The organism is Plantibacter flavus (genome assembly GCF_900177615.1).
Classification (GTDB): domain Bacteria; phylum Actinomycetota; class Actinomycetes; order Actinomycetales; family Microbacteriaceae; genus Plantibacter; species Plantibacter flavus.
Genome location: NZ_FXAP01000002.1, coordinates 404,134 through 427,307, shown reverse-complemented (window position 1 = coordinate 427,307; position 23,174 = coordinate 404,134). Strand labels below are relative to the sequence as shown.

Sequence of the window (23,174 nt, the reverse complement as noted above, 5' to 3'; positions counted from 1 at the left end):
CATGGCAGTGAAGCGCACGGGCTGGGAAGGTCGCCTGCTGGGTGCGCTCGTCCACCCGATGAACGTCGCGGCGGCGGGTCTGGCCGCTGCGGTGCTGTCGCTCGGTGTCGTGACCGCCGTTCCCGCGGTCATCGCGGCGAGCCGCTCGATGCGACGCTGGCTCGACGGCGAGGAGCACGCGGTCTTCACCGGTGTCTTCCGGGAGTTCGCGGCGACCTGGCGACGCTCGCTTCCGATCGGTGTCGGGGTGGTCGTCGTCGTGGCGATGCTCGTCGTCGACGTCTCGTTCCTGACCGCGCAGCTCGAACAGGGGTCGGCGATCGCGATCGCCCTGCTCGCCGCGACCGCGCCGGTGACACTCGCCCTCGGGCTCCTCATGCTCGCGCTCCCGGCGTCGGCGTCGTTGCAACCGGACGCCTCGGCCCGGGCGTGGCTGGTCGGTGCCGGGGCGCTCGTCGCGCGTCGGCCGTTCACGGCCCTCTTGCTCCTCGTCGGTGCGGTGACGTTCGCTCTGGTCTGTTACCTGTTCCCGACGCTCCTGCCGTTCTTCGGCGCCTCGCTCCCGGCGTACCTCGCCCTCCTCGTCTGGCGGCGGGCCGGTCTGCAGCGCTGACCCGACACATGACGCGGACGCGTTCCGCGGGCCGCCGCTAGGCTTTCAGGAACTCGCCGCCGACCGGACGGATGGACCTGTGCTCGTCACCATCACCTCGACCGCGCCCTCGGCCGCCGACCTGGGGCACCTCGTCCGTAAGCATCCCGCGCGGGCGCAGAGCTTCGACCTCAGCGTCGGGTGCGCCCACGTGTTCTACCCGGAGGCGACCGACGAGCGATGCACCATCGCCCTGCTGCTCGAGGTCGACGCGATCGCGCTCGTCCGTCAGAAGCGCTTCGGCGGCGGTGACAGCGCGTCGCTCTCCCAGTACGTGAACGACCGACCGTACGCGTCGTCGTCGATGGTCGCCGTCGCGATCGGACAGGTGTTCCGCAGCGCCATGACCGGCCGCAGCGACTCCCACCCGGAGCTCGCCGCGGCAGCGCTCCCGCTGACGATCACGGTCGCCGCGGTGCCCTCGCGAGGTCTGGAGCAGCTGGCGACCCGACTCTTCAGCCCGCTCGGCTGGACCGTCGTCGAACGGGCGATCCCGCTCGACCCGACGGTCCCCGCGTGGGGCGACTCGCGATACGTCGACCTCGAGCTGACCGGGCACCTCCGCCTCGCGGACGCACTCCGCCAGCTCTACGTGCTGCTGCCCGTGCTCGACGACGCCAAGCACTACTGGGTCTCCGACGACGAGGTCGGCAAACTCCTTCGCGCCGGTGAGGGGTGGCTGGCAGACCACCCCGACCGGGACCTGATCACCAAGCGGTACCTCGCGCACCAGTCGCGGATGATCACCGATGCGCAGTCGCAGCTGGACCCGGAGGCGCGGACCGGCGGCGCCGACGGGGACGACGCGGCCACCGCGTCACGGACGAAGCGCGCCCCGGCCCTCGCCGGCCTGCGCGCCGAGGCGGTCCTGCAGGCGCTCACCGACGTGCGGGCGCGGTCGGTCGCCGACGTCGGGTGCGGCGAGGGCGCCCTCCTCACGCGATTGCTGGCGGATCCCCTGGTCACCACGGTGATCGGTACCGACGTCTCCGCACGCGCGCTCGCATCCGCGTCGCAGCGGCTCGGGCTCCGCGACGCGAGCGACCGCGTCCGTGAGCGCATCCAGCTGCTGCAGTCCTCGGCGACGTACGCGGACACCCGGCTGCGCGGACTCGACGCGATCGTGCTCATGGAGGTCGTCGAGCACATCGACGCCGAGCGCCTCGATGCACTCGAGGCCTCGATCTTCGGTGCTGCGGCTCCCGAAGCCGTGATCGTCACGACGCCGAACCGCGAATACAACGCGTTGTATCCCTCCTTGCCGGCGGGCTCGTTCCGGCACCCGGACCACCGATTCGAGTGGGACCGTCAGGAGTTCGCGACCTGGTGCACCACTGCGGCCGAGCGGTACGGCTACGGCGTCGAGCACCGCACGGTCGGCGACGTCGACCCGCAGCTCGGCTCGCCGACGCAGCTCGCCATCTTCCGGAAGGCCATCTCATGAGCGACCTCGAGCAGACCCCCGCCGCCCTGCCGATCCCCGAACTGTCGCTCGTGGTCCTCATCGGCGTGAGCGGGTCCGGCAAATCGACCTTCGCCGCCACGCACTTCGGCCGCTTCGAGACCCTGTCGAGCGACTTCTTCCGCGGGCTCGTCTCCAACGACGAGAACAACCAGGCCGCCAGCGCCGACGCCTTCGCCGCACTCCGCGATGTCGCCGCTCGCCGCCTGGACGCCGGGCTCCTGACGGTCATCGACGCGACCAACGTCCAGCCGGCCTCGCGCAAGTCGCTCATCGACCTGGCACGCAACCACGACGTCCTCCCTGTCGCCGTGGTGCTCGACGTCCCGGAGCGCGTCTGCATCGAGCGCAACGAGGCCCGCGAGGACCGCTCGTTCGGCGCGGCCGTCATCACCCGGCAGCAGGACCAACTGCGTCGGTCGATGCGGCACCTCAGCAAGGAGGGCTTCCGGAAGGTCCACGTCCTCTCCGGGGTGGAGGCGATCGCGCAGGCGTCGTTCGTGCGCGAGCCGCTGCTCAACGACCGCCGTCAGGAGCGCGGTCCCTTCGACGCGATCGGCGACGTGCACGGGTGCCGGAGTGAGCTCGAGACCCTGCTGACGAAGCTCGGGTACGTCATCGAGCGCGATGTCGAGGGTCGGCCGATCGACGCCGCCCACCCCGAGGGCCGCCGCGCGATCTTCCTCGGCGACCTCGTCGACCGCGGCCCCGACACCCCTGGCGTGCTGCGACTGGCGATGGGGATGGTGGGCGCGGGGCATGCCTTGGCGGTGCCCGGGAACCACGAGTCGAAGCTCGTCCGCGCGCTGCAGGGCAAGCGGGTGCAGACCAGTCACGGGCTCGCCGAGTCGCTCGCCCAACTGGCCGAGGAGCCGGAGGAGTTCCGTGCCGAGGTCGAGCGGTTCTGTCGCGAGCTCGTCGCACACCTCGTCCTCGACGACGGGAAGCTCGTCGTCGCGCACGCCGGCCTGATCGAGCAATATCACGGACGCGCCTCCGGGCGGGTGCGGTCGTTCGCGCTGTACGGCGACACCACGGGGGAGACCGACGAGTACGGCCTGCCCGTGCGGCTGCCCTGGGCGGAGGACTACCGCGGCAAGGCGACCGTCCTCTACGGCCACGTGCCGACCCTCGACGCCGAGTGGGTCAACAACACGATGTGCCTCGACACCGGCTGCGTCTTCGGCGGCAAGCTGAGCGCCCTGCGGTGGCCGGAGCGCGAGGTCGTCGACGTCCCGGCCGAGCAGGTCTGGTACGAACCCGTCGTGCCGCTCGGACGCCCGACCGGTCCCGCGGGCGAGCAGCGGGATCCCGGGCTGCTGCGCATCGACGACGTCCTCGGCAAGCAGGTCGTCGAGACCCGCGTCTCGGGCCGGGTCGGCATCCGCGAGGACGCGGCGGCCGGCGCACTCGAGGTCATGAGCCGGTTCGCGATCGACCCGCGGCGCCTGGTCTACCTGCCGCCGACGATGAGTCCACCGAGCACCTCGCAGCGGAAGGACCTCCTGGAGCACCCCGCTGAGGCGTTCGAGGCGTATCGCCGGGAGGGGCTCGACCGGGTGGTCTGCGAGGAGAAGCACATGGGCTCGCGAGCCGTCGTGCTGCTCACGCGTGATCCGGCACCCTTCGGTGCTCCCACGGGGTGGCGCGGCGCCGTCCACACCCGCACCGGTCGGCCCTTCTTCGACGAGGAGACGACGCGGACGCTCCTGACCCGGCTCGACGCCGCCGTGGAGCGAGCCGGTCTCTGGGAGGAGCTCGACGCTTCCTGGCTGCTCTTCGACAGCGAACTGCTGCCGTGGTCGGTGAAGGCGGAGAGCTTGATCCGCGACCAGTACGCCTCGGTGGGAGCTGCGGCGACCGCTGCGCTCCCGGCGGCCGTGCACGTGCTGGAGCAGGCGGCGGCGACCGGTGTCGACGTCGCCGACCTGCTCGAGCGGACGCGTCGACGGGCCGAGGCCGCTGACGCCTACGTCGCGGCCTACCGCCCGTACATCGCGCCGTCGAACGGACTGGAGGGCGTGCAGATCGCGCCGTTCCAGCTGCTCGCCTCGACCGGCACGAGCCACCTGGGCCGCGACCACGCCTGGCACCTCTCGGTCGCGGACCGCCTCGCGGACGCCGACCCGGAGCTCATCCGCCGGACCCGCTCGATCGAGGTGGACCTCACCTCGTCGGCCTCCGAGGACGCCGCGACCGCGTGGTGGGAGGAGCTGACCGGTGCGGGTGGTGAGGGCATGGTCGTGAAACCTGTGGCCGGTCTCGTCCGCGGTGAGAAGTCGCTCGCGCAGCCCGGCATCAAGGTGCGCGGGCGTGAGTACCTGCGCATCATCTACGGTCCCGACTACACGGAGCCGCACAACCTCGAGCGCCTGCGCGATCGGGACATCGGCCACAAGCGGTCGATGGCCCTGCGCGAGTACGCGCTCGGCGTCGAGGCGGTCGAACGGTTCGTCGCCGGTGAACCGACCTGGCGGGTGCACCAGGCCGTCTTCGGCGTGCTCGCCATGGAGTCCGAGCCGATCGACCCGCGCCTCTAGCGTCGGCTCGTCTCACCCGTCCGGTCCCTCCGCTCCCCGTCCGGTCCCTCCGCTCCCCGTCCGTGCCCTGCGCTCCCCGTCCGTTCCCTGCGCTCCCCGTCCGGTCCCTGAGCTCCCCGTCCGGTCCCTGAGCCTGTCGAAGGGCGGGGTCAGGCCGTGTGCCCTTCGACAAGCTCAGGGACCGGGTTTCACCTCAGGGACCGGGTTTCACCTCAGGGACCGGGGCTGAAGCGCCGCGACCGGGCCGTCAGCGCAGGACGGAACTCAGCAGGAGGCTCGTCTCGCTGTTGACGACGCCCTCGATGCGTCGGATCCCGCCGAGCACGCGGTCGAAGTCGGTCAGCGTCTCGGTGCGGAGTTCCGCGACGAGGTCCCACCCACCGTTGGTGGTGTGGAGCGCGCTGATCTCCGGGAAGCCGCGGAGCTGGCGGATGACGTGATCGGTGGTGCGACCCTCGACCTCGATGAAGGCGATCGCGCGGATGGTGCCGGGGTCGAGCTCGTCGCGCACCCGGACCGAGAATCCCACCACCGTGCCGGAGGAGATGAGCCGCTCCAGACGGCTGTTCACGGTCGCCCGGGCGACGTCGAGCGACCGGGCCAGGCTCGCGACCGACGCGCGGCCATCGGCTCGGAGGGCAGCCAACAGCCTCCGGTCCAGATCGTCCAGCGCAGCCATGCACACAATGTACAACGTGGTTACTCACATTGTGCATAACCTGTGCACAAGTCGCGCATCTTTGGAATAGAGAGTGCAGATCGTCGAAACCTAGGCTCGAAGCAACCGCGAGTGATCTGCTCCGGTCGGCTCCGAGCCCGAACTCGTCTGGAAGGGAACGTCATGACGCGTTTCGTCGATGTCCGCAACATGGTCCGCTGGACGGCCGACCGAGGTCCTGAGCGCATCATCGCCGGCATGATCGGCTACCTCGAGGCCGACTTCCGCCGCTGGCCGTCGTTCGACAAGAGCCCGCGCGTCGCGAGCCACACACCCTTCGGTGTCATCGAGCTCATGCCGACGAGCGACCACGAGACCTACGCCTTCAAGTACGTGAACGGCCACCCCTCCAACCCGGCCCGGGGCTACCAGACGGTCACGGCCTTCGGCGTCCTCGCCGACGTGCACAACGGCTACCCCACCTTCCTCGCCGAGATGACGCTCCTCACGGCCCTCCGGACCGCCGCGACGTCGGGCATGGTCGCGAAGCACCTCGCCCGTCCCGACTCGAGCGTCCACGCCCTCATCGGTGCCGGCAGCCAGGCCGAGTTCCAGGCGCTCGGCATGCGGGCCGCCCTCGGGATCAACACCGTCCGGATCTGGGACGTCGACCCGCTCGCGATGGACAAGTTCGCGCGCAACCTGGAGCCACTCGGATTCGAGGTCGTCATCGGGACGAGTGCCGCCGACGCCGTGGCGGGCGCGGACGTCGTCACGACCTGCACGGCCGACAAGGCGCTCGCGACCGTGCTCACGAACGACCTCGTCGAGCCCGGCATGCACCTGAACGCCATCGGTGGCGACTGTCCCGGCAAGACGGAGCTCGAGGCGTCGATCCTCGATCGCGCCGCGGTGTTCGTCGAATTCCCGCCGCAGACCCGCATCGAGGGTGAGATCCAGCAGATGGCTCCCGACTTCCCGGTGATCGAGTTCTGGCAGGTCCTCACGGGTGCCGTCCCCGGCCGCAGCTCGCGGGAGCAGATCACGCTCTTCGATTCCGTCGGTTTCGCGATCGAGGACTTCACCGCGCTGCGCTTCCTCCGCGACTCCGTCGACGGCAGCGAGTACTTCGAGGAGATCGACCTCGTCGCCGCCCCTGACGACCCGAAGGACCTCTTCGGGCTCGTCGGCGCGCTCTCTCCCGTCGGCTGAGTCCGACATGTCCGTGCAGGCGCCGTCGGCCGTGGTGCTCATCCGGCCGCACCGGTTCACGCCGAACCCGCTGACCGCGGCCGACAACGTCTTCCAGGTCGCGGAGGGCGTCCCGTCGGCGTCCGTGGCCGGGGTGGCTCACGCGGCGTTCGACGAGGTCACCGCCGTGGCGCAGGCACTCGATGCGGCGGGCGTCCGCGTCCACCTGTTCGACGATGAGGACCCTGACCGCCCCGACAGCGTCTTCCCCAACAACTGGCTGTCCACCCATGCGGGCGGACACCTGGCGGTCTATCCGATGTACGCGGTGAACCGCCGACGCGAGCGGCGGTGGGACATCGTCGAGATGCTGAAGCGCGAGTACCGCGTGCAGGACGTCATCGACTACTCGGGGCTGGAGCTCGACGACGTGTTCCTCGAGGGCACCGGAGCGATGGTCCTCGACCACGCGGCCCGGGTGGCGTTCGTCGCGCGATCCCACCGCGCCGACCCGATCGCCCTCGAGCGGTTCTGCACCAATTTCGGTTACGAGCCGCTCGTCTTCGACGCGGTCGACCCGCACGGGGTCCCGATCTACCACACCAACGTCATGATGGGCGTGGCGACCGAGTTCGCGCTCGTCGGTCTCGACCTCATCGCCTCGCCGGCGCGTCGCGAGCAGGTGGTCGAGCGGCTCACCGCCCACGGGCGGACGATCGTCGATCTCGACTACGGCCAGGTCTGCGACTTCGCCGGCAACGCGATCGAGCTGCGGTCGGCGACCGGGGAGCGCCTCCTCGCGATCTCGAGCCGGGCCGTCCAGAGCCTGCGGTCGGACCAGTTGGCGGTCATCGAGCGCAGCTGCCGGATCCTGCCACTGGACGTCCCGACCGTCGAGCTCGCCGGGGGTTCCGTCCGCTGCATGATCGCCGGTATCCACCTGGACCGGCGTCCTGCGACGAACCCGCCCGGCTCGCTCGCCCGGATCGGTTCGATCATCGGCGAGAACCGTGCCGATCCGGGCGAATCAGTGCCTCATCAGTACTTGTAGGACTGACCGCCGTCGATCGGTACCACGGTCGCGTTGACGTAGCTCGCGTCGTCGCTCAACAGGAAGGCGACGACCGAAGCGATCTCAGGAGCCTCGCCGTACCGCTTGGTGGGGTTCGTCTGGATGAACTCCTCGGCGGCCCCGCGCGGGTCGTCGGCGTTGAGCTGCTTCATCGAGTTCTCGACCATCGGCGTCCAGATGGCGCCCGGTGCGATGGCGTTGATGCGGATGCCGTACTGCCCGTACTCGATCGCGGAGTTGCGCGTCAGGCCGACGACCCCGTGCTTCGCGGCTGCGTACCCGGACTGGTTGCCGATACCGCGGATACCACCGACGCTCGCGGTGTTCACGACCATGCCGGAACCTTGTTCTCGCATGATCTTCAGCACCTTCTCGAGCCCCAGGAAGACTCCCCGCAGGTTGATGGAGACGACCTTGTCGAACTCGGCTGCGGTGAAGTCCTCGGTGAGGTTCTGCTTGCCCTCGATGCCGGCGTTGTTGAAGAAGCCGTCGATGCGGCCGAAGCGCGACGTCGTCTCGGCGACGTAGCGGTCGACGTCCTCCTCCTTCGAGACGTCGGCGACCGTCGTGATGACCTCGGCGTCGGGGGTCGCCTCGGTGACGGCCTCGACGGTCGCGGCGAGGCCGGTCTCGGAGATGTCGACGAGGGAGAGCTTGGCGCCCTCTGCTGCGAGTCGGACGGCGGCTGCGCGGCCGAGGCCGGAGCCGCCGCCGGTGATGAGGACGACGCGTTCGGAGAAGCGGTTCATGGTGTGACCTTTCCAGGAGCCTGTCGCTCCGGCGGACACCGTGCCCGTCGCATCAGCGACAGTCCTTTAAACGTACATCTGTTGGATAGATGTCGTGGCTATCCAAGAACGTCGTTCGCCGAGGGCTGATCGCCCGCTCATGGGTTAGATTGACGATCGATCAGCTGATCGACGCGGAATCCGGCCGACGTCGTCGCTGACCGAGCTGGAGAGAGTGGGCGACCATGCCGTTGCTGGAACATGAAGCCTCTCGACGCGGCCGCCTCCGGGTGTTCGCCCGCGCACAGCTCCCATTCGCGATCGCCTTCGGCATCGTCGCGATCCTCGTCGCGATCGTCCTGCCCGAACGGTTCTTCACCGTGGCCGTCCTCTCGGGCACCGCGCTCGCGGCGATCAGCACCATCCTCGCCGGCGTCCTGCCCTGGGAGCGCTGGCCGACGCACGCGATGGCCCTGATCGCCGTCCTCGACCTGTTGGCGGTTGCCTGTATCCGGCTCGAACTCATCAGCGTGACCCCGGGCGCGAGCCTGCTCTGCATCTTCCCCGTGCTGTGGTTGGCGTTCGGGTTCACCCCGCGGATGATCATCCTGGCCGTGGCGGGCACCCTGTTCATCAGCAGCGCCCCCTACGTCCTCCGGGCTCGCACTCCGGAGACCGCCCTGGACTGGCTCAACGTCGCCCTGCTGCCCATGCTCACCATCGGTATCGCGGTCGCCGTCAACATCGGAGCCCGCCAACTGCGACGGAGCCGACACGCCATCCAGGAGCAGGCCGCGCAGCTCGAACGCTCGCTCGCCAGGGCGCTCGACGCGGAGGCGCTCGCCGAGTCGATCCTCGAGACGGTGGATGCGGGCGTCGCGTTCTACACGGCGGACGGCACACTGGGCGTGGCCAACGCGCACGCCGCCGACATGGTCGCCGCCGTCGGTTTCCGGCTCGACACCCCGCCGTACGCCGGGCCGCACGTCCTCCAGGCCGACCGGCGGACGCCCATCCCCTTCGACGAGCAGATCATCCCCAGGGCGCTGCGTGGCGAACTGCTCTCGAACCATCTCGAATGGGTGGGGGAGTCCGGCCGACAGCGCGCGATCCTGGCCAGCTCCACTCGGGTCATGCGCAACGGCGACACGCACCTCGGAACCGTCATCGTCGCGCACGACGTCACCGAACTCGCCAACGCGATCAACGTCCGTGAGGCGTTCCTCACGACGGTGTCGCATGAGTTGCGCACACCGCTCACCTCCATCCACGGGTATCTCGAACTGATCATGGACGACGCCGAGGTCGACGCCCCTGGTCTGCTGCCAGCGTTGCGGGTGGTCCAGCGCAACGCGGTCGAGTTGGAACGGCGCGTCCAGGAGCTGTTGACCGCGTCCGACTCGACGGTCCAGATCGAACCGCGTCGCATCGACCTCAGGGACGTCGCCGCGCGTGCGATCGAGACGGCGACCGCCGGGGTCGCAGGTCCCGTCGTCCGGTTGCGCGCCGACGCGGCGGTGGTCGTCTCCGCGGACCCCGAGCAGGTCCACCGTGCGATCACCGAGCTCGTCACCAACGCCGTCAAGTTCACGCCGACCGATGGCACGGTCGACGTGGTCGTCGAGCCGGGCGCCGGGCACGCCGAGGTGACCGTCAGCGACACGGGCGTCGGGATGAGCGCCGACGAACTCCGTCAGGCCTTCGACAAGTTCTACCGGGCCGACTACGCCCGGGATCAGGCGGTGCAGGGTGTGGGGCTCGGCCTACCGGCGGCGCGGGCGATCGCCGACGCGCATGGCGGTTCCGTGACCCTGCGGAGCACGCCCGCTCTGGCCGGCGCCCCGGGTGCGACCGTCGCGACGCTCGTCCTGCCGCAGGAGCCGTCGGCGATCCCGTCACGATGACGCGGACGCTCGCGCCGTCAGTCCGCTGACGCCTCAGCGAGGAGCGCCGATCGTGCCGCATCGAGGCCGGTGACCTCGGCGGTCCAGTCGGGTCGCACGAACTCGTCGCGGTGCAGCCGGAGGCCCTGCGACTCGACGAGCTCGCCTGGCCGCCCGATGAAGCGTTGGAGGCCGTTGTCCCGATAGCCGAGTCGTCGGGAGACGCCGAGCGATGCGCCGTTCCAGACGGCCGCGTCCGAAACCGCGACCTGCGCGTCGAGGTGGTCGAAGGCGAATTGGAGCATGCCCGCCCGCATCTCGATCCCGAGCCCCTTGCCCTGCTGCGCCTGCGTCAACCAGGAACCGCTCCCGACCGTCCGCGTGACGGCGAAGTCGCGGGCGCCGATGTCCTGCAGGCCGATCGGCGTCCCGTCCAGGAGGATCGCGAGGTTGAGCGTCCACGACGCCGGCGTCGCACCTGCACGCTGGGTCCAGAGGTGCCGCGCGGTCTCGCGGATGAGTTGTTCGCGCGGCTGGTCGGTCCACGGCGTGGAGAACGGCATGACGGCGGGATCGTGGACGCCGGCGAGGGCGGCCTCGATCAATCCGGGGAGGTCCTCGTCGCGCACGAGGCGCAGGACGAGTCTCGGCGTGCGGATCTCCAGGCCGAACAGCGGCCAGACGTCGGTGAGGCTGAGCATCAGGCCACGGTATCGCCTCGGGCTGTAGCCGGTCGAGGCCGCCCTGTCGAGCCGGGGGTGTAGCGGGCGGCTTCCGTGACACACTCGACGCGCCGCGGGATCGCGGCCCGGTTCGACGATGAGAAGGGCTCCACGATGAAGTACACGCACCTCGGCCGCACGGGGACGACGGTCTCCCGGATCGTGCTCGGCACGATGAACTTCGGCGACCGGACCAGCGAGGAGGACTCGTTCGCGATCATGGACCGGGCGTTCGACCTCGGCGTCAACTTCTTCGACACGGCGAACGCGTATGGCGGGAGTGCCGGTCGCGGAGCGACGGAGGAGATCATCGGCCGGTGGTTCGCAGCCCGTCCCGGCGTCCGTGACGACATCGTTCTGGCGACGAAGGTCCACTCGCCCATGGTCGCCCCGAACGACGACGGCTCGGACGTCGTGAACGCCCGTGGCGCGTCGGCCTGGCAGGTGCGTCGTGAGGCGATCGCCTCCCTCGAACGACTGCAGACGGACCGGATCGACCTCTACCAGTTCCACCACATCGACCGGCACATCTCCTGGCAGGAGCTGTGGCAGGCGATGGAGGTGCTCGTCGCGCGTGGCGAGGTCGTCTACACGGGCAGCTCGAACTTCGCCGCCTGGAACATCGCGCAGGCCAACGAGGTCGCGCAGCAGCGACACTTCCTCGGCCTCGTCAGCGAGCAGTCGCTCTACAACCTCGCGCAGCGCTCGATCGAACTCGAGGTGATCCCCGCCGCGCAGCACTACGGGCTCGGCATCCTGCCCTGGTCGCCGTTGTCGGGCGGGCTGCTGAGCGGTGGCTCCTCCGACAAGCGCGCGCGATCGGGCGAGTCCCGCATCACCGAGGCCCGTGCCAAGCAGCAGGACCAGCTCGATGCCTACGACCGCTTCGCGGCCGAGCGTGGCTGGACCTCGGCGTCGCTCGGTCTCGCGTGGCTCCTGCATCAGCCCGGCGTCACCGGCCCGATCATCGGACCGCGCACGATCGAGCAGCTGGAGTCCGCGGTCGCAGCAGTCGACATCGAGCTGAGCGCTGACGACCTCACCGCCCTCGACGAGCTCTTCCCCGGCCCCGGCGGCCAGGCCCCGGAGGCCTACGCCTGGTAGCAGGGGCGTCCGGTCCGCGCTCGACGGACGAGAGGGTCGGCTGTCAGTCCGGTACCGTGGGCAGCGGGGGGTGACGATGAGCGACAGCATCAACACCTGGGGTGGCACGGCGACGCGCGAGGGCGCCAAGCCGTTGTTCGTGGTTCGGCGACCTCGCTACCAGTCGCTGATGTTCGAGATCCTCGGCGGGCTCGTCGCCGTGATCGGGCTGTTCGGCGGGCTCGGCGAGCTGGTGTCCGACGCGGAGGACGGCGTGTCCAGCTTCGGGTTCTTCCTGCTCTTCTTCGTGGGCGGCGGCGGACTGGTCTTCGTGTTCGGCCTCTTGCTCAGCGCCGGCCGCATTCAGGCGTACGACCGGCATCTCGACGTGAAGTCGGGCTTCGGCCGGTACCGTCGGCGAGAGGTCGGCGACATCCACACCCTGCGTTTCGGTTCGCAGTCGCAGGGAGGCGGGCCGACCTTCATCAGCCTCACCGCATGGGATGAACGCCGCAAGAAACAGTTCACCGTGTTCACTGGCTACCGCGGGTACGGCGAGCTCTCTGCATGGCTCGAGCAGCGCCGGCCGGAGCAGTGGGCCGACTGCGAACGCGCGGGCGTTCCCCGCTGACGGGTGGTCAGAACCCGAACGTGAGAACCGCTGACCTGCGCCCCTCGCGGAGAGCGTCCAACGCAAGACGCTCGTGAGCGGGCAGGTTGACCGGCAGGTCGTCGAGGCGAAACCACGACAGTTCTGCGCACTTGGCCGGTTCTCGGATCAGTGGTTCGCCACCCCAGACGTCGCAGACGAAGAACCAGTCGACGCGCTGTTCCATCGGGTTCGCTGTGCCATCGGTGCGCTGCATGACAGCCACGGCCGATAGCGCCTCGGGTGACACCTGAACGCCAAGTTCTTCCCTCGACTCGCGGATTGCGGCAGACGTCGCAGTTTCACCAAGCTCCACATGACCGGCGGCACCCGCTGACCAACAATCGTCCATGTAGCCGGTGTTCTGCCGTCGTTGCAACAGGACCGATTGATCGCGGCGCAGGAAGACATACGACGCGGGAACAACGGAGAAGTGGTTCATGGTCGTCAAACCCTATGCCGCTGACCGGAGATCAAGACACCCGCCGTCAACGATGGTTTCCGATTCCGCGCTCGTTCGTCTCGCTGGTCACCGTGAACGCGGGGACCTCGGGGCGGCGGTCAAAGGGGCCGTTCGGAGTGACGATTCCTCTCGTTCGTCGCAGGAGTGCGTGCAGCCTACGACGTGCGGATCATGATCTCGCCTCGAACGTTCGGCCCTCACGGCAGGGAGAGGAGCGCGTCACAGCGCTCGATGACGCTGCGGTGGTGGGTCGCCAGGATGACGAGCGCGCCATCGTCGGCCAGCTCGCGGAGGGTGTCGAGGACCAACGCGGCGTTGGTCGGGTCGAGTGCGCTCGTCGGCTCGTCGGCGAGGATCAGCGCGGGACGTTTCACGATGAGGCGAGCGAGCGCTACCCGCTGCTGCTCGCCGCCACTGAGCGTGTGGATCTTCGCGTCATGACGGCCGTCCAGTCCGACACGCTCGAGTGCCTCCCGTCGAGCCAGCCGGACTCGCTCCTTTCCGGCTGCGACGAACCGCGCCGCCACCGCGATGTTCTGATCGGCGGTCCAGGTCTCGACCAGTCCGTAGTTCTGGAATAGGAAACCGATCCGATGCCGGTAGAGCTGTCGCCGACGCTCCTCTTGTGGCTTCGTGACGTCGTTCCCATCGATGATGAGCTCTCCACCTGAGACCGTGTCGAGCAGGCCGAGGCAGTTCAGGAGCGTCGTCTTGCCTGATCCGCTCGGACCGGAGAGCGCGATGAGGCCAGGCTGATCGAGGGTGAAGCTCAGGCCAGACCAGATGGGGCGGCCGTCGATGGTCTTGCGGATGTCGTGCGCGTCGATCGAGATGGCTGCCGGCGCTGGACCTCGGCGTGGCCGGCTGCGGGTGGTCGTCATGATGTCCTGTTCAGTAGCGTTTGATGAGATCGCCTCGGAGGCGGTGTTCGGCCAAGCGGACCAGTCCGAGGACCAGGATGCACTCGACCGCCAGGATGACGGCTGCCCACGGGAGGGCATCGCGAGTCGTCGTGATGACGCCGGCACATAGGAGCAGTGCGGTCCCGCCGAGCGATGAGATGAGAAATGTCCGGTGCGAGGCGAGGAACGACCAGCCGTTGGTGAATCTGGTGAAGATCGCCTGGCTCTGGCCCTGACAGTATGCCGACGCCAGGACTGTTGCCGAGAAGGCGAGCACCAGAACCGTGAACGCGATCGAGAGCTGTAACCCGCGGATCGCAGACTGGAGGGTCTGGAGGGCGTCGATCGCGAAGTCGGCGGCAGTGTCCAATGACGCGAGCCTGGCAGTGATCCCGACACGATCGAGCAGGTCCAGGGTGGCCTGATCGTCGCTGACGAGTACGCCACCCGATGACGCGTTTGAGAGGTAGAAGTCCGACGAGAGCACCTCCGATGCCGCCGGGATGACCGCGACGACCGGGTCAGCCTGAGCTGGTTGAGCCAGATCCTGGCTGTAGTTGAAGATGCGCTGACCGTCGCGCACTCGGATGACCTCGATAGTGATCGGGTGCGGGTCGAGGCCCGCGAGCGACATCTGGAACGCCGCCTCGTCTTCGTATGTTTCGACGATGTCCGGTATTCGCTCGGTCAGCTGCTCGGGGATTAGCAGGGTGAGATGATCGGCCTCCTCCGCGACGGGTGCGACCCGAGTGCCGTCCTCGGAGATGATGGCTTGTCGGCGGAGGAACTCGTTGTTCACGATGATCCGATTGCCGTCGGCTCCGTAGTCATCGGTGCGGACGACGGAAGGATGGACGGCGAGCAACAGCTGACCCGATCCATCGAGTGTCTGGACGACTTCGCGGAAGGGCCCCTCGAGTGCTTTCCACTCCAGCTCTGATGACATCGGAGTGAACCTGAGGGTGAGCAGGTCGGTCGACGCTCGCCAATGGTCCAATTCCGCCGCCGATGCTGCCGCGACCGATACCTGTGAGCTCGCGCTCGTGAACGCCGTGAGTAAACTCCACATGGTCACGCTCTGGATCATCGCCGCGGCGACGGCGAGGTAGAGCACCGGACGTTTCCCCGCGATGAGGGAGGCGAGACGCTCGTTCGGGAGGAGCAGCAGTGCCAGCAGAGCCATTCCCGAGATGATGAGGAAGACGACGAGCACGATCGGGACGGTGAAGGCGACGAACCCTCCGAGCTGGGCCCAGCCGTTGATGAAACCGAGCGCGACAACGCCCAGCAAGGCGAACACGATGAGGGCTTGGCCGAAGACCACTGCGATCCCTCGCAGCTCAGCCAGCACGAACTGGGCTTCGCTCCACCCGTTGACGAGCGCGACGGCTCTGCGCTTCTGTGCCTGGGAGGCATGGAACACCAGCGCCAGGCCGACGGCGAGGAGGGTGGCCATCCCGATCGTCGCGACCGCCGGTTGCTTCGCAATCGTCCCCATGACGTAGGCCTGGGGGCTGCGAGACTCCGTCTGGGCGAGGTACCCGAGAGACTCGAGGGACGAGACAATGCGCGCGCCTTGGCGAGCCGAACCGTCGATGAGGTACAACCCTCGCAGGTCCGACGTTCCTCCATCACCGATCGGCCTCACGATGGTGCGGATCGCGCTGCTGAACGGCCGGTATCCCGCGGCTGCGTCGTCGAATGTCAGGACGATCCGTGAGTGGTCGATGTCCTCGGGATCCGCCACGACCTTCACGATCGACACACCCTCCGCCTCCGCAGCCGTGCGGACTGCGGAGATCGCGTCGAGGCGCGTCGCCTGTGCAGGGATGCTTTGAACGACCACAGCCGTGGCAGCGCCGTCGAAGGTGACCTCATCGACGCCTTGGAACGCCAAGTAGCAGGCACCCAGGGTCAGCAGGACGGTGCAGCACAGGGCGAGGCGAGTGAGGAGAGCCATCGTTCACCTTTCGGAGGAGGGCTCTGCTCTCGCCCGTGCGACGGGCGAGAGCAGAGATCGAGTTCAATCGAGGTTGTACTTGGCGTAATTGCCCCAGAGTGACGTCTCGACGCTCACCTCGGACCAGTAGCCGAGGTTCACCACCGGGCTCTTCCTCTCGTAGCTCGCGTTTCCGGCCAGACTGTGATGGCGCGATCCGTGGTGAAGGTAGTCGGACCAGGTCCCCCGCGACGGGCTGTCCGTCCCGTAACTCCAGGTGCCACCCTCCGGTGGATTGACCGTGACTGCGTGGGCTGAGCCCGCGCCTGCCACGGCGAGGGTCGTGCTGAGCGCAACAATCGCCACTCCTCGCTTCCAACGCATCTCGTTCTCCATTTCTGACCAGCTCCTTGCCGGTCGACTAAATGTATTAACGTCTCATATGTTTTATCTGCCTAGTCCTCTGTTGGGAGGACATCTCTTCTCGACGTCGAGGACGGACCTGGCGCCGGGGCCTCTGTTCCGCCACTGGTGCGGACGGTTGTAGGCACTCGTCTGCACCCATCACTTCTGACGACGAGTCAAGCGGGGGTCGTTTTCTCCGGCCGGTGGGGAGAGCTGGCGCGTCCGAGGATGTGCGGGCCTTGGTGGTCCGCCTCCATCATCAGCCGGCGATGACTCGCCGCAGAGCGTCGTACGCGGGCGTCGGTTCGCCCTCGTCGAACAGGAGATCGTGACTGTGCTGCAGAGCCCCGTCGCCGTCGAACCACCAGTCAGATCACCGTCGACCCGGACGTCCAGAACGAGCGCGGAGTGCGATGCTGGCGAGCCGTCGGGTTCGAGCCGCAATCGACCATCACGGACGACTGCGGACGTGCACCGTATGTCCTGATGTCCCGCAGCACCGCTCTCGAGCCTGCGTCGGGACCGCGGAGTTCAGAGCGTCGATAAGCTCACCCCATGGGCGTTCTCGGCATCGGCGGGTTGTTCTTCCGCAGTCACGACCCGTCGGCGCGCGCGGCCTGGTACCGCGAGCATCTCGGCATCGAAGCCGGCGCGGAGGGCGAAGACACCGTCTGGATGCAGGAGGCCGGCATGACCGTCTTCGCGCCTGTCGCGGGGACGAGCGAGTCGTTCGCGCACGACCAGCCGTTCATGCTCAACCTTCGCGTCAGCGACTTGGACGCCCTGACGGCGCATCTCGAGGGAGCCGGGATCGCCGTCGAGCGTCGAACCGAGTGGGAGACGGACTACGGTCGATTCGTCCGCATCCACGACCCCGAGGGCCTCCCGATCGAACTCTGGGAAGTCCTCGAATAGCCGCCTCGATGGCTCCGACCGGATGCCGTCATGTCTCGACGGTGCCGCCGCTGTGAATCAGCCGGACCTCGACCCCTCCTCCTCGCTGAACTTCAGGGTTCGTGGCAGCGATGGTGAGCGCATCCTCGAACGTCGAGGCTTCGATGATGTAAACACCCGCGACCACTTCTCGAGAGTCGATGAACGGACCGAGGGTCACTCCGGACGCGCGGATCGATCGCGCAAGATCGCGCGGGGTGAACGCGTAGGCGGCCAGCAGCGAACCAGTCTCAGTGAGCGCTCGTCCGTGGGCGTCTGGAACCGCCAGGTTCTCCTCAGTCGCATCTGCGGCGTGAGTGGAGTCCTCGGTGTAGATCAGGACGGCGAAGTGGGGCATGATCTCTCCTTGTTCGAAGAGTACGCGAGGCCCTGTCGATGTCAACCGAAACTGTGGGATGACATGTGGTGCCCGGCCCGAGTGAGTCCCTGCATCGTTCATGGCACGGGTCGGGAGTTGTCCCGATGGGCGAGCTCGGAGCGTCGGCGGCGGACGGCTCCTAGCTTCCGCTGATGACGCTCACCGCTTGGAGTCCGACGACGATGGCGTTGATCGGTACGGCGATGATCAGCACGACGACGGCACCGATGACGGCGATGATCGAGTGTCGAGGGGTCCGCTTGTGGACCCGCGCCTGCAGGATGAGCACGATGATCGGCGAACCGATCGCGATCGCGGCGCCGAGCATGAACCCGCCGAGCATCCCGCCCTCACTGAGCCGGTCCTCGGACGGACCGAACTCACCCTGCAGCGCGAAGGAGAGTTGGACGAGCCAGCTCACCACCAGCAGTGCGAACAGGAGCAGCGTGATGCCGACGCCGGACGCTCGCCCGGTGACCGGTCCGTCCTGGTCGGCTGCTCCAGGGTCGGCGGCTGACACGGATCCGGGATCCGACACGGCGGGCCCTGTGGCCGGGCTCGGCCCCGATGGCGGTTCGACCGGCGGCCCCAGTCCGTCGCCGGTGTTCGGTTCGTCGCTCACTGCTTGCCCCTCAAAGCTGGATCGGATGCCGGTGTCTCGGCATCCTCGTCGGCCTGTTGGTCTCCCCGAGAGCGCCGAGATCATGCACTGGCGGAATCGATGCTGCCACAACGCGAGGTGATGCAGGCTCCAAGCTGCACCAGAGCGGTGACACGGATGAACCAATCCCATCGGTCACGGCCGACCATTGCGAGGATCAGCGCCCAGCTCAGACGGCCATCCTGACGAGGAGGTTCTTGGCGGCCGGTCCCCATCCGGTTGGATCCTCTCCCGGAGGAACGAGCACCAGGGAGAACCACAGCACGAGGAGGTTCCACCAGTCGGCCTCTGTCGATGTCAGCGGACGCTCAGACGTGTATCCCTCGAGCAGCCAGGCGTGGACGTGGGTCGATACCGGACCCCAGTCACGGAAACGCGTTCCGAGCATCACGGCCGATTGCGCCAGCTCCATGATGGGGAAATCGAACCGGGCCTCCTCGAAGTCCAACACCGCCGCGATGTCGTGTCCTGCGCACAGGATGTTCGCTGCCCGGAAGTCGCCGTGGACGAGTTGTGCCGACAACCGCTCGGTCGGTGAGTTGTCGACGAGCCTGATCAACGTCTCACGCGCCGATGGCGTCAGCAGACCCGAACGGTCGGATTCCAGCCAACCCCTGATTCGCGTTGCAAGCGGCTTGGGCGGATCGGCGAACGCGCCCACGTCCTCGGTGTCCGGATATCGCGCCAGCGCCAGGTGCAACCTGGCGAGAGCGGCACCGGCGGCGATGACCTGATCCCTGTCCGAGGCGTCAAGCAGCGAACCGCTGATCTGGTGTTGAAGACTCATCGACGTCCCATCGTCGATCTGCATCTGGACCCGCCCGTCGACTGAGGGCACGGGTGCTGAAACGGGGAGTCCGCGCTCACCAAGCCACGCGGTGAGCTGCGTCAACGCAGCAAGCCGCGGGAACCTCGGCGGGAGGACAGACCACTTGGCGAGGAACGACCCGGACGGAGCGCTGATCCATGCCAGAGCATTGTGACCGCTCATCACGACTCGCGTGACCGATTCGACGTCGACACCCCAGTGATCACCAACGGTGGCGGCCACCCACTCGCCGACCGCGGCGGCATCTCTGAACCCGAACCGCGCGGCAACCACCTCCGCGGGATCGTCCGTCTCCCACAGCATCTCCAACATCGGTGCGGTGACCCTGGCCATGGTTCCCCTTCGCGGTCAAAGCTCGTGCCGCACGAGGGTACCGCGCGCCGTCGAGATGACGCTCTGCTCGCGTCCCCGACGATCGGCCCCTCGGGCGGAGACCGGGCTCAGCCCCTCAGGAGGCGTTCAGATCGAGAACGAGTTGATGCGGAACCGGCCCGCCATCAGCGGCCCGCATCACCTCATGGTGACGCTGATCTATCGGCAGCGTCGACGCAGCTCCGATCGCCCGCGCGCGCTGGATGTCGTCTGATTCCATCGCGTAGACGATGATCGGGCCGTCGCTCGTATCGATGATCGCCGCGGATTCATGCTCGACGCCTTCGTTGCGGAGTGTCTCGAGCGCTTCGTCCCGACGAGGACCGTTCAGTTCGGAGAGCCATCGCTCAACAGACTCACGCTGGTCGGGCTTCAACCTTCGAAAGCTCAAGTGGATCATCGCTCGAGCATATGACGAGCTCTTCCGACCTGGGTGAGCGTGCGCGATCAGGAGCAGCCTGACCCCGACGCCTGCCCGGTGACCGGTCCCTCTCGCTCACGTCGTGAGCGCCGCGCGCACCTGCGCGGCGAGGAGCGGAACCGTCTCCTCCTGGAACCAGGGGTTCTTGCTGCGCCAGCCGCGCGCGAGCGGCGACGGGTGCACGATCGGGAAGAGCGGGAGGTGGGTCTCCGCGGCCCGGACGTTCTCCGTCAGGGTGCGTCCGGCACGCGGTCCGAGGTAGGCGCGCTGGGCGTAGGCACCGATCAGGATCGTCAGGCGCACCTCGGTCAGTTGCTCGAGCACCCGGGGATGCCAGCGCGGCGCGAAGTCCCGGCGCGGCGGCAGGTCGCCGCTCGTCCCCTTGCCCGGGAAGTAGAAGTCCATCGGGACGATTGCGACGTTCGCGGGGTCGTAGAACTCCTCGGGCGTCACACCCATCCAGGAGCGGAGGAGGACGCCGCTCGGGTCGTTCCACGGGATGCCCGACTCCTGCGCCAGGCGACCAGGCGCCTGACTGATGATGAGCACGCGGGCTTCCGGGGAGGCGACGAAGAGCGGTTCCCACCCGAGTCCGCTGGCCCAGGCGTTCGACTCGTGCGCGGCGACCTCGGCTCGGAGACGGTCGATCGGATGCATCCCTGCAGTCTCCCACCCGCCGCGCAATACAGTGAGGGGATGGACGACGACCAGCGGCGACGGCGACTCATCCCCGAGCCGGTGGACCGGTTCGCGACCGGCGAGGAGTACCCCGAGTACCGGGTCGACCTCGAGCGCATCCGGTTCTCCCCGTACTTCGCGCGGTTGTCCGCGGTGACGCAGGTCGTCTCGCCCTCCGGCGTCGGTCAGGTCGTCCACAACCGGCTCACCCACTCGATCAAGGTGACCGCGGTCGCCCGCGCCATCGCCATGCAGCTCACCACGGCCGATCCCGAGCAGAACGCCATCGTCGAGCGGCTCGGTGGCTGCGACCCGGTCGTGGTGCAGGCCGCCGCCTCCGCCCACGACCTCGGCCACCCGCCGTTCGGCCACCTCGGCGAGCAGGTCCTCGACCGCCTGGCCCGCGAGCGGCTCGGTCTCGCGGAGGGCTTCGAGGGCAACGCGCAGTCGTTCCGCATCCTCTCCGCGCTCGACGTGTGCGAGACGGTGAAGGAGGGCCTCAACCTGACGGCCGCCTCCCGCGCGGCCGTGCTCAAGTACCCCTGGGGCCGAACCATCCACCGCCCCGACCTCGACCCGGCAGACCCCACCCGGATGCCGCGTGGGTCGACCGCCAGTCGCTGGGAGACCGCGCCGCCGAAGTTCTCCGCGTACACGCTCGACCTCGACGACATGCTGGACGCCCGCAGTGCGTTCTCGGCGATCGCCCCCTGGCAGCAGACCGTCGAGTGCTCCGTGATGGACGTCGCCGACGACATCGCCTACTCCCTGCACGACCTCGACGACTTCTACCGGGCCGGCGTCCTGCAGCAGGCGGCGGTGGCGGTCGAGTTCCGCACCTTCCTCCGCGACCAGCACACCCTCGCCGCACTCGACGCCGAGGAGCTCTGGAGCCGCGCACCCGGCCACTCGCTCGAACTCCTGCGCCGACGGATCGTCTCGCGCGACCCGTGGATCGCCAGCGACGAGCACTTCCGGGCGTCGGTCCAGCGGGTCGCGACCGAACTCGTCGAAGGGCTCCTCGCGGTCCCCTTCGACGGTTCCAGCCGAACCGAGCGCGCCATCGAGTCGTTCGTGTCCTCCTGGATCGGTCGCCTCCAGCGTTCCGTCCTCGTCGTCGAGGAGCCCAACGTGCGCTCCGGGCACGTGTCACTCCTGCCCGAGGCGTGGCACGACGTCACCTTGTTGAAGTTCGTCCACACCCGGTTCGTCATCGACCGGCCGGACTTCGCCACCTACCAGCGCGGCCAGTCGCGGGTGCTCGACGTGCTCGTCACCGAACTGGACAGCTGGCTCGACGACCCCCGCGACGGCCCGCGCGCGCCGCAGAAGCTGCTCGACTTCGTCGAACTCGCCACCGACGGCTACTTCCGCCTCCGGGCGGACAACCCCGACTGGCTCCCGGCCGACCCCGAGTCCGACAGTGGCCGCCCGCAGAGCGACCCGCGCGCGCTCGGTCGCCTCGGTCGGGCGCGCGGCATCCTCGACTACGTCGCCTCGCTGACCGATGAACAGGCGATGGCGCTCGCCGCCCGACTGCGAGGAGACCGCGAGGCCTGGGCGTTCGGCAGCTGACGCGAACGGACCGCTCCCAGGTTGCACGACGGGTGTGGCGCATTTCGGATAGTTCCGAGCATCGGAATGCTAGACCATCTAGCGTTATCGACGTCGCAGGGAACCAGCCCCGCGCCGAAACAGAACGGATGGCGCGCCTCATGGGAAACCTCCTCTACGGAACCCCTCCGACCCCGCACGAGATCGAAGACCGACTGCTCGCTCACCTGCAGACGGTCATCTTCACGAAGTTCCGCCGCAACGAGAGCTTCGCGTTCCACCTCGAAGCAGTTCCCGGCCGTGGGACCGGCCGTCAGTCGCTCTGGCTGAACCCGATGATCCCCCTCCAGTTCTCGTTCTACGGCAGCCGTGCCCCCGAACTCAACCGTGAGTGGCTCGCCGCGCTCCTCGAGCAGGCCAACAGTGCCAAGGGCATGCGCGTCGTCCCCGAGCCGGCAGCCGGCGCCGCGAAGCGCGTCGAGTCCGCGGCCTAGGTCCGAGCGTCCGCTCCGGCGGATCGATCAACGCCACGACGAGCTCCGGCCGTCGGGCATCTGCAAGACACCAGTTGGGGGTGGGACCGTGACGACCTGGACTCCCAGCGCGCCCGACTTCCTCGACCTGGGCGATGTGCGCACCACCGGCCGAGTCCTCGACCGCACCGACATCGTCTTCGAGACCTCCCACGTCAGCGCAGAGTCGGGCGGCGGCCTGTCACTCAGCCGTGCGGCCATCGCCCTGAACGTCGACGGCGACACCGTCCGCGTCCTCACCCGACACATCGTCGCGTGGTCCCTTCGAGCCGAGGGCGGGCTGATCGTCGTGACCGTCTGGTCCGAACGACCGACCGCCGTCCACGAGACGACGGTCCTGCCGCGCTTCGCCAACATCACGTCGTCCGCGATGACCGACGTCCTGGGCGCAGAGCACGGCTTCCTGCAAGGGACCGCCTGACATCGAGTGGACTGCTCCGCGTCCGGACGACCCCGTCGAGGGTG

The 23,174-nt window shown here is 68.3% G+C and carries 24 protein-coding genes; 12 read left to right on the top strand and 12 right to left on the bottom strand.

From position 1 onward, the window contains the following. Position 1: 1 nt before the first annotated feature. From B9Y95_RS08395 to B9Y95_RS08385, 3 genes are all read left to right on the top strand, one after another. The gene (locus B9Y95_RS08395; protein WP_159453353.1) at positions 2–613 is read left to right on the top strand and encodes a DUF624 domain-containing protein; all 612 of its coding nucleotides are present in this window, start codon (positions 2–4) and stop codon (positions 611–613) included. A 79-nt stretch (positions 614–692) separates the two neighbouring features. Then, complete coding sequence (locus B9Y95_RS08390) at positions 693–2,096, top strand: 3' terminal RNA ribose 2'-O-methyltransferase Hen1 (protein ID WP_085511439.1); 1,404 nt, start codon at positions 693–695, stop codon at positions 2,094–2,096. Next, positions 2,093–4,654 (top strand): polynucleotide kinase-phosphatase, encoded by a 2,562-nt coding sequence (locus B9Y95_RS08385; protein ID WP_085511438.1) that lies wholly within the window; start codon positions 2,093–2,095, stop codon positions 4,652–4,654. Before B9Y95_RS08390 ends, B9Y95_RS08385 begins: the two co-directional genes overlap by 4 nt. Positions 4,655–4,901: 247 nt before the next feature. Here the strand turns inward: B9Y95_RS08385 and B9Y95_RS08380 are convergent, their stop codons facing one another. Then, positions 4,902–5,333 (bottom strand): Lrp/AsnC family transcriptional regulator, encoded by a 432-nt coding sequence (locus B9Y95_RS08380; RefSeq protein WP_064293981.1) that lies wholly within the window; start codon positions 5,331–5,333, stop codon positions 4,902–4,904. 162 nt (positions 5,334–5,495) lie between these two features. Between B9Y95_RS08380 and B9Y95_RS08375 the strand changes: the two genes are divergently transcribed. Continuing rightward, positions 5,496–6,524: an ornithine cyclodeaminase gene (locus B9Y95_RS08375; protein WP_085511437.1), complete on the top strand. Its 1,029-nt coding sequence runs from the start codon at positions 5,496–5,498 to the stop codon at positions 6,522–6,524. Between the two features lie 7 nt (positions 6,525–6,531). Continuing rightward, positions 6,532–7,554, top strand: a complete 1,023-nt coding sequence (ctlX, locus tag B9Y95_RS08370) for a citrulline utilization hydrolase CtlX (protein ID WP_085511436.1) — start codon at positions 6,532–6,534, stop codon at positions 7,552–7,554. On the opposite strand, the gene B9Y95_RS08365 is transcribed toward ctlX, so the two are convergent. Further along, positions 7,542–8,324: a glucose 1-dehydrogenase gene (locus B9Y95_RS08365; protein ID WP_085511435.1), complete on the bottom strand. Its 783-nt coding sequence runs from the start codon at positions 8,322–8,324 to the stop codon at positions 7,542–7,544. The genes ctlX and B9Y95_RS08365 overlap by 13 nt on opposite strands. A gap of 224 nt (positions 8,325–8,548) precedes the next feature. On the opposite strand from B9Y95_RS08365, the gene B9Y95_RS08360 reads away from it, so the two are divergent. Next, positions 8,549–10,207, top strand: a complete 1,659-nt coding sequence (locus B9Y95_RS08360; RefSeq protein WP_123539772.1) for a sensor histidine kinase — start codon at positions 8,549–8,551, stop codon at positions 10,205–10,207. Positions 10,208–10,224: 17 nt separating this feature from the next. On the opposite strand, the gene B9Y95_RS08355 is transcribed toward B9Y95_RS08360, so the two are convergent. Then, positions 10,225–10,887, bottom strand: a complete 663-nt coding sequence (locus B9Y95_RS08355; protein ID WP_085511433.1) for a GNAT family N-acetyltransferase — start codon at positions 10,885–10,887, stop codon at positions 10,225–10,227. A gap of 135 nt (positions 10,888–11,022) precedes the next feature. Between B9Y95_RS08355 and B9Y95_RS08350 the strand changes: the two genes are divergently transcribed. Together B9Y95_RS08350 and B9Y95_RS08345 are read left to right on the top strand one after the other, a co-directional pair. Further along, positions 11,023–12,012 carry an aldo/keto reductase gene (locus tag B9Y95_RS08350; protein ID WP_085511728.1) on the top strand — a complete coding sequence of 330 codons (990 nt, stop codon included), beginning with the start codon at positions 11,023–11,025 and terminating at the stop codon, positions 12,010–12,012. Between the two features lie 76 nt (positions 12,013–12,088). Then, positions 12,089–12,622, top strand: coding sequence for a hypothetical protein (locus B9Y95_RS08345; protein WP_143736383.1), 534 nt, complete (start codon positions 12,089–12,091; stop codon positions 12,620–12,622). A 7-nt stretch (positions 12,623–12,629) separates the two neighbouring features. Here the strand turns inward: B9Y95_RS08345 and B9Y95_RS08340 are convergent, their stop codons facing one another. From B9Y95_RS08340 to B9Y95_RS08325, 4 genes are all read right to left on the bottom strand, one after another. Further along, positions 12,630–13,082, bottom strand: a complete 453-nt coding sequence (locus B9Y95_RS08340; protein ID WP_085511431.1) for an NUDIX hydrolase — start codon at positions 13,080–13,082, stop codon at positions 12,630–12,632. A 218-nt stretch (positions 13,083–13,300) separates the two neighbouring features. Then, a complete protein-coding gene (locus B9Y95_RS08335) occupies positions 13,301–13,984 on the bottom strand; it encodes an ABC transporter ATP-binding protein (protein WP_085511430.1) in 684 nt (227 codons plus the stop codon). A gap of 10 nt (positions 13,985–13,994) precedes the next feature. Continuing rightward, positions 13,995–15,965 (bottom strand): hypothetical protein, encoded by a 1,971-nt coding sequence (locus tag B9Y95_RS08330; RefSeq protein WP_085511429.1) that lies wholly within the window; start codon positions 15,963–15,965, stop codon positions 13,995–13,997. Positions 15,966–16,028: 63 nt separating this feature from the next. Beyond that, positions 16,029–16,340 (bottom strand): lactococcin 972 family bacteriocin, encoded by a 312-nt coding sequence (locus B9Y95_RS08325; RefSeq protein WP_085511428.1) that lies wholly within the window; start codon positions 16,338–16,340, stop codon positions 16,029–16,031. A 564-nt stretch (positions 16,341–16,904) separates the two neighbouring features. Between B9Y95_RS08325 and B9Y95_RS08320 the strand changes: the two genes are divergently transcribed. Then, positions 16,905–17,264 carry a VOC family protein gene (locus tag B9Y95_RS08320; RefSeq protein ID WP_085511427.1) on the top strand — a complete coding sequence of 120 codons (360 nt, stop codon included), beginning with the start codon at positions 16,905–16,907 and terminating at the stop codon, positions 17,262–17,264. A gap of 28 nt (positions 17,265–17,292) precedes the next feature. Here B9Y95_RS08320 and B9Y95_RS08315 read toward each other — a convergent pair whose 3' ends face one another. The 5 genes from B9Y95_RS08315 to B9Y95_RS08295 all read right to left on the bottom strand — a co-directional run bounded on the left by B9Y95_RS08315 (position 17,293) and on the right by B9Y95_RS08295 (position 20,601). After that, on the bottom strand, positions 17,293–17,640 hold the full coding sequence (locus tag B9Y95_RS08315; protein WP_085511426.1) for a YciI family protein: 348 nt from the start codon (positions 17,638–17,640) through the stop codon (positions 17,293–17,295). A gap of 160 nt (positions 17,641–17,800) precedes the next feature. Continuing rightward, positions 17,801–18,283, bottom strand: a complete 483-nt coding sequence (locus tag B9Y95_RS08310; protein ID WP_085511425.1) for a hypothetical protein — start codon at positions 18,281–18,283, stop codon at positions 17,801–17,803. A gap of 208 nt (positions 18,284–18,491) precedes the next feature. Continuing rightward, positions 18,492–19,484: a phosphotransferase enzyme family protein gene (locus B9Y95_RS08305; protein WP_085511424.1), complete on the bottom strand. Its 993-nt coding sequence runs from the start codon at positions 19,482–19,484 to the stop codon at positions 18,492–18,494. A gap of 115 nt (positions 19,485–19,599) precedes the next feature. Next, positions 19,600–19,923 (bottom strand): DUF6176 family protein, encoded by a 324-nt coding sequence (locus B9Y95_RS08300; RefSeq protein WP_085511423.1) that lies wholly within the window; start codon positions 19,921–19,923, stop codon positions 19,600–19,602. A 96-nt stretch (positions 19,924–20,019) separates the two neighbouring features. Beyond that, positions 20,020–20,601: a uracil-DNA glycosylase family protein gene (locus B9Y95_RS08295; RefSeq protein ID WP_085511422.1), complete on the bottom strand. Its 582-nt coding sequence runs from the start codon at positions 20,599–20,601 to the stop codon at positions 20,020–20,022. Positions 20,602–20,640: 39 nt separating this feature from the next. On the opposite strand from B9Y95_RS08295, the gene B9Y95_RS08290 reads away from it, so the two are divergent. From B9Y95_RS08290 to B9Y95_RS08280, 3 genes are all read left to right on the top strand, one after another. Beyond that, complete coding sequence (locus B9Y95_RS08290) at positions 20,641–22,197, top strand: deoxyguanosinetriphosphate triphosphohydrolase family protein (RefSeq protein ID WP_085511421.1); 1,557 nt, start codon at positions 20,641–20,643, stop codon at positions 22,195–22,197. Between the two features lie 140 nt (positions 22,198–22,337). Next, the gene (locus B9Y95_RS08285) at positions 22,338–22,670 is read left to right on the top strand and encodes a DUF7882 family protein (protein ID WP_079706140.1); all 333 of its coding nucleotides are present in this window, start codon (positions 22,338–22,340) and stop codon (positions 22,668–22,670) included. A gap of 88 nt (positions 22,671–22,758) precedes the next feature. Continuing rightward, positions 22,759–23,130 carry a hypothetical protein gene (locus B9Y95_RS08280; RefSeq protein ID WP_085511420.1) on the top strand — a complete coding sequence of 124 codons (372 nt, stop codon included), beginning with the start codon at positions 22,759–22,761 and terminating at the stop codon, positions 23,128–23,130. The last annotated feature ends 44 nt before the right edge of the window (positions 23,131–23,174 follow it).

Coding starts and splice junctions, on each gene's coding strand:
- B9Y95_RS08395 (WP_159453353.1), top strand. CDS start 2: ATGGCAGTGAAGCGCACGGGCTGGGAAGGTCGCCTGCTGGGTGCGCTC.
- B9Y95_RS08385 (WP_085511438.1), top strand. CDS start 2,093: ATGAGCGACCTCGAGCAGACCCCCGCCGCCCTGCCGATCCCCGAACTG.
- B9Y95_RS08380 (WP_064293981.1), bottom strand. CDS start 5,333: ATGGCTGCGCTGGACGATCTGGACCGGAGGCTGTTGGCTGCCCTCCGA.
- B9Y95_RS08375 (WP_085511437.1), top strand. CDS start 5,496: ATGACGCGTTTCGTCGATGTCCGCAACATGGTCCGCTGGACGGCCGAC.
- ctlX (WP_085511436.1), top strand. CDS start 6,532: ATGTCCGTGCAGGCGCCGTCGGCCGTGGTGCTCATCCGGCCGCACCGG.
- B9Y95_RS08365 (WP_085511435.1), bottom strand. CDS start 8,324: ATGAACCGCTTCTCCGAACGCGTCGTCCTCATCACCGGCGGCGGCTCC.
- B9Y95_RS08360 (WP_123539772.1), top strand. CDS start 8,549: ATGCCGTTGCTGGAACATGAAGCCTCTCGACGCGGCCGCCTCCGGGTG.
- B9Y95_RS08355 (WP_085511433.1), bottom strand. CDS start 10,887: ATGCTCAGCCTCACCGACGTCTGGCCGCTGTTCGGCCTGGAGATCCGC.
- B9Y95_RS08350 (WP_085511728.1), top strand. CDS start 11,023: ATGAAGTACACGCACCTCGGCCGCACGGGGACGACGGTCTCCCGGATC.
- B9Y95_RS08345 (WP_143736383.1), top strand. CDS start 12,089: ATGAGCGACAGCATCAACACCTGGGGTGGCACGGCGACGCGCGAGGGC.
- B9Y95_RS08340 (WP_085511431.1), bottom strand. CDS start 13,082: ATGAACCACTTCTCCGTTGTTCCCGCGTCGTATGTCTTCCTGCGCCGC.
- B9Y95_RS08335 (WP_085511430.1), bottom strand. CDS start 13,984: ATGACGACCACCCGCAGCCGGCCACGCCGAGGTCCAGCGCCGGCAGCC.
- B9Y95_RS08330 (WP_085511429.1), bottom strand. CDS start 15,965: ATGGCTCTCCTCACTCGCCTCGCCCTGTGCTGCACCGTCCTGCTGACC.
- B9Y95_RS08325 (WP_085511428.1), bottom strand. CDS start 16,340: ATGGAGAACGAGATGCGTTGGAAGCGAGGAGTGGCGATTGTTGCGCTC.
- B9Y95_RS08320 (WP_085511427.1), top strand. CDS start 16,905: ATGGGCGTTCTCGGCATCGGCGGGTTGTTCTTCCGCAGTCACGACCCG.
- B9Y95_RS08315 (WP_085511426.1), bottom strand. CDS start 17,640: ATGCCCCACTTCGCCGTCCTGATCTACACCGAGGACTCCACTCACGCC.
- B9Y95_RS08305 (WP_085511424.1), bottom strand. CDS start 19,484: ATGGCCAGGGTCACCGCACCGATGTTGGAGATGCTGTGGGAGACGGAC.
- B9Y95_RS08300 (WP_085511423.1), bottom strand. CDS start 19,923: ATGATCCACTTGAGCTTTCGAAGGTTGAAGCCCGACCAGCGTGAGTCT.
- B9Y95_RS08295 (WP_085511422.1), bottom strand. CDS start 20,601: ATGCATCCGATCGACCGTCTCCGAGCCGAGGTCGCCGCGCACGAGTCG.
- B9Y95_RS08290 (WP_085511421.1), top strand. CDS start 20,641: ATGGACGACGACCAGCGGCGACGGCGACTCATCCCCGAGCCGGTGGAC.
- B9Y95_RS08285 (WP_079706140.1), top strand. CDS start 22,338: ATGGGAAACCTCCTCTACGGAACCCCTCCGACCCCGCACGAGATCGAA.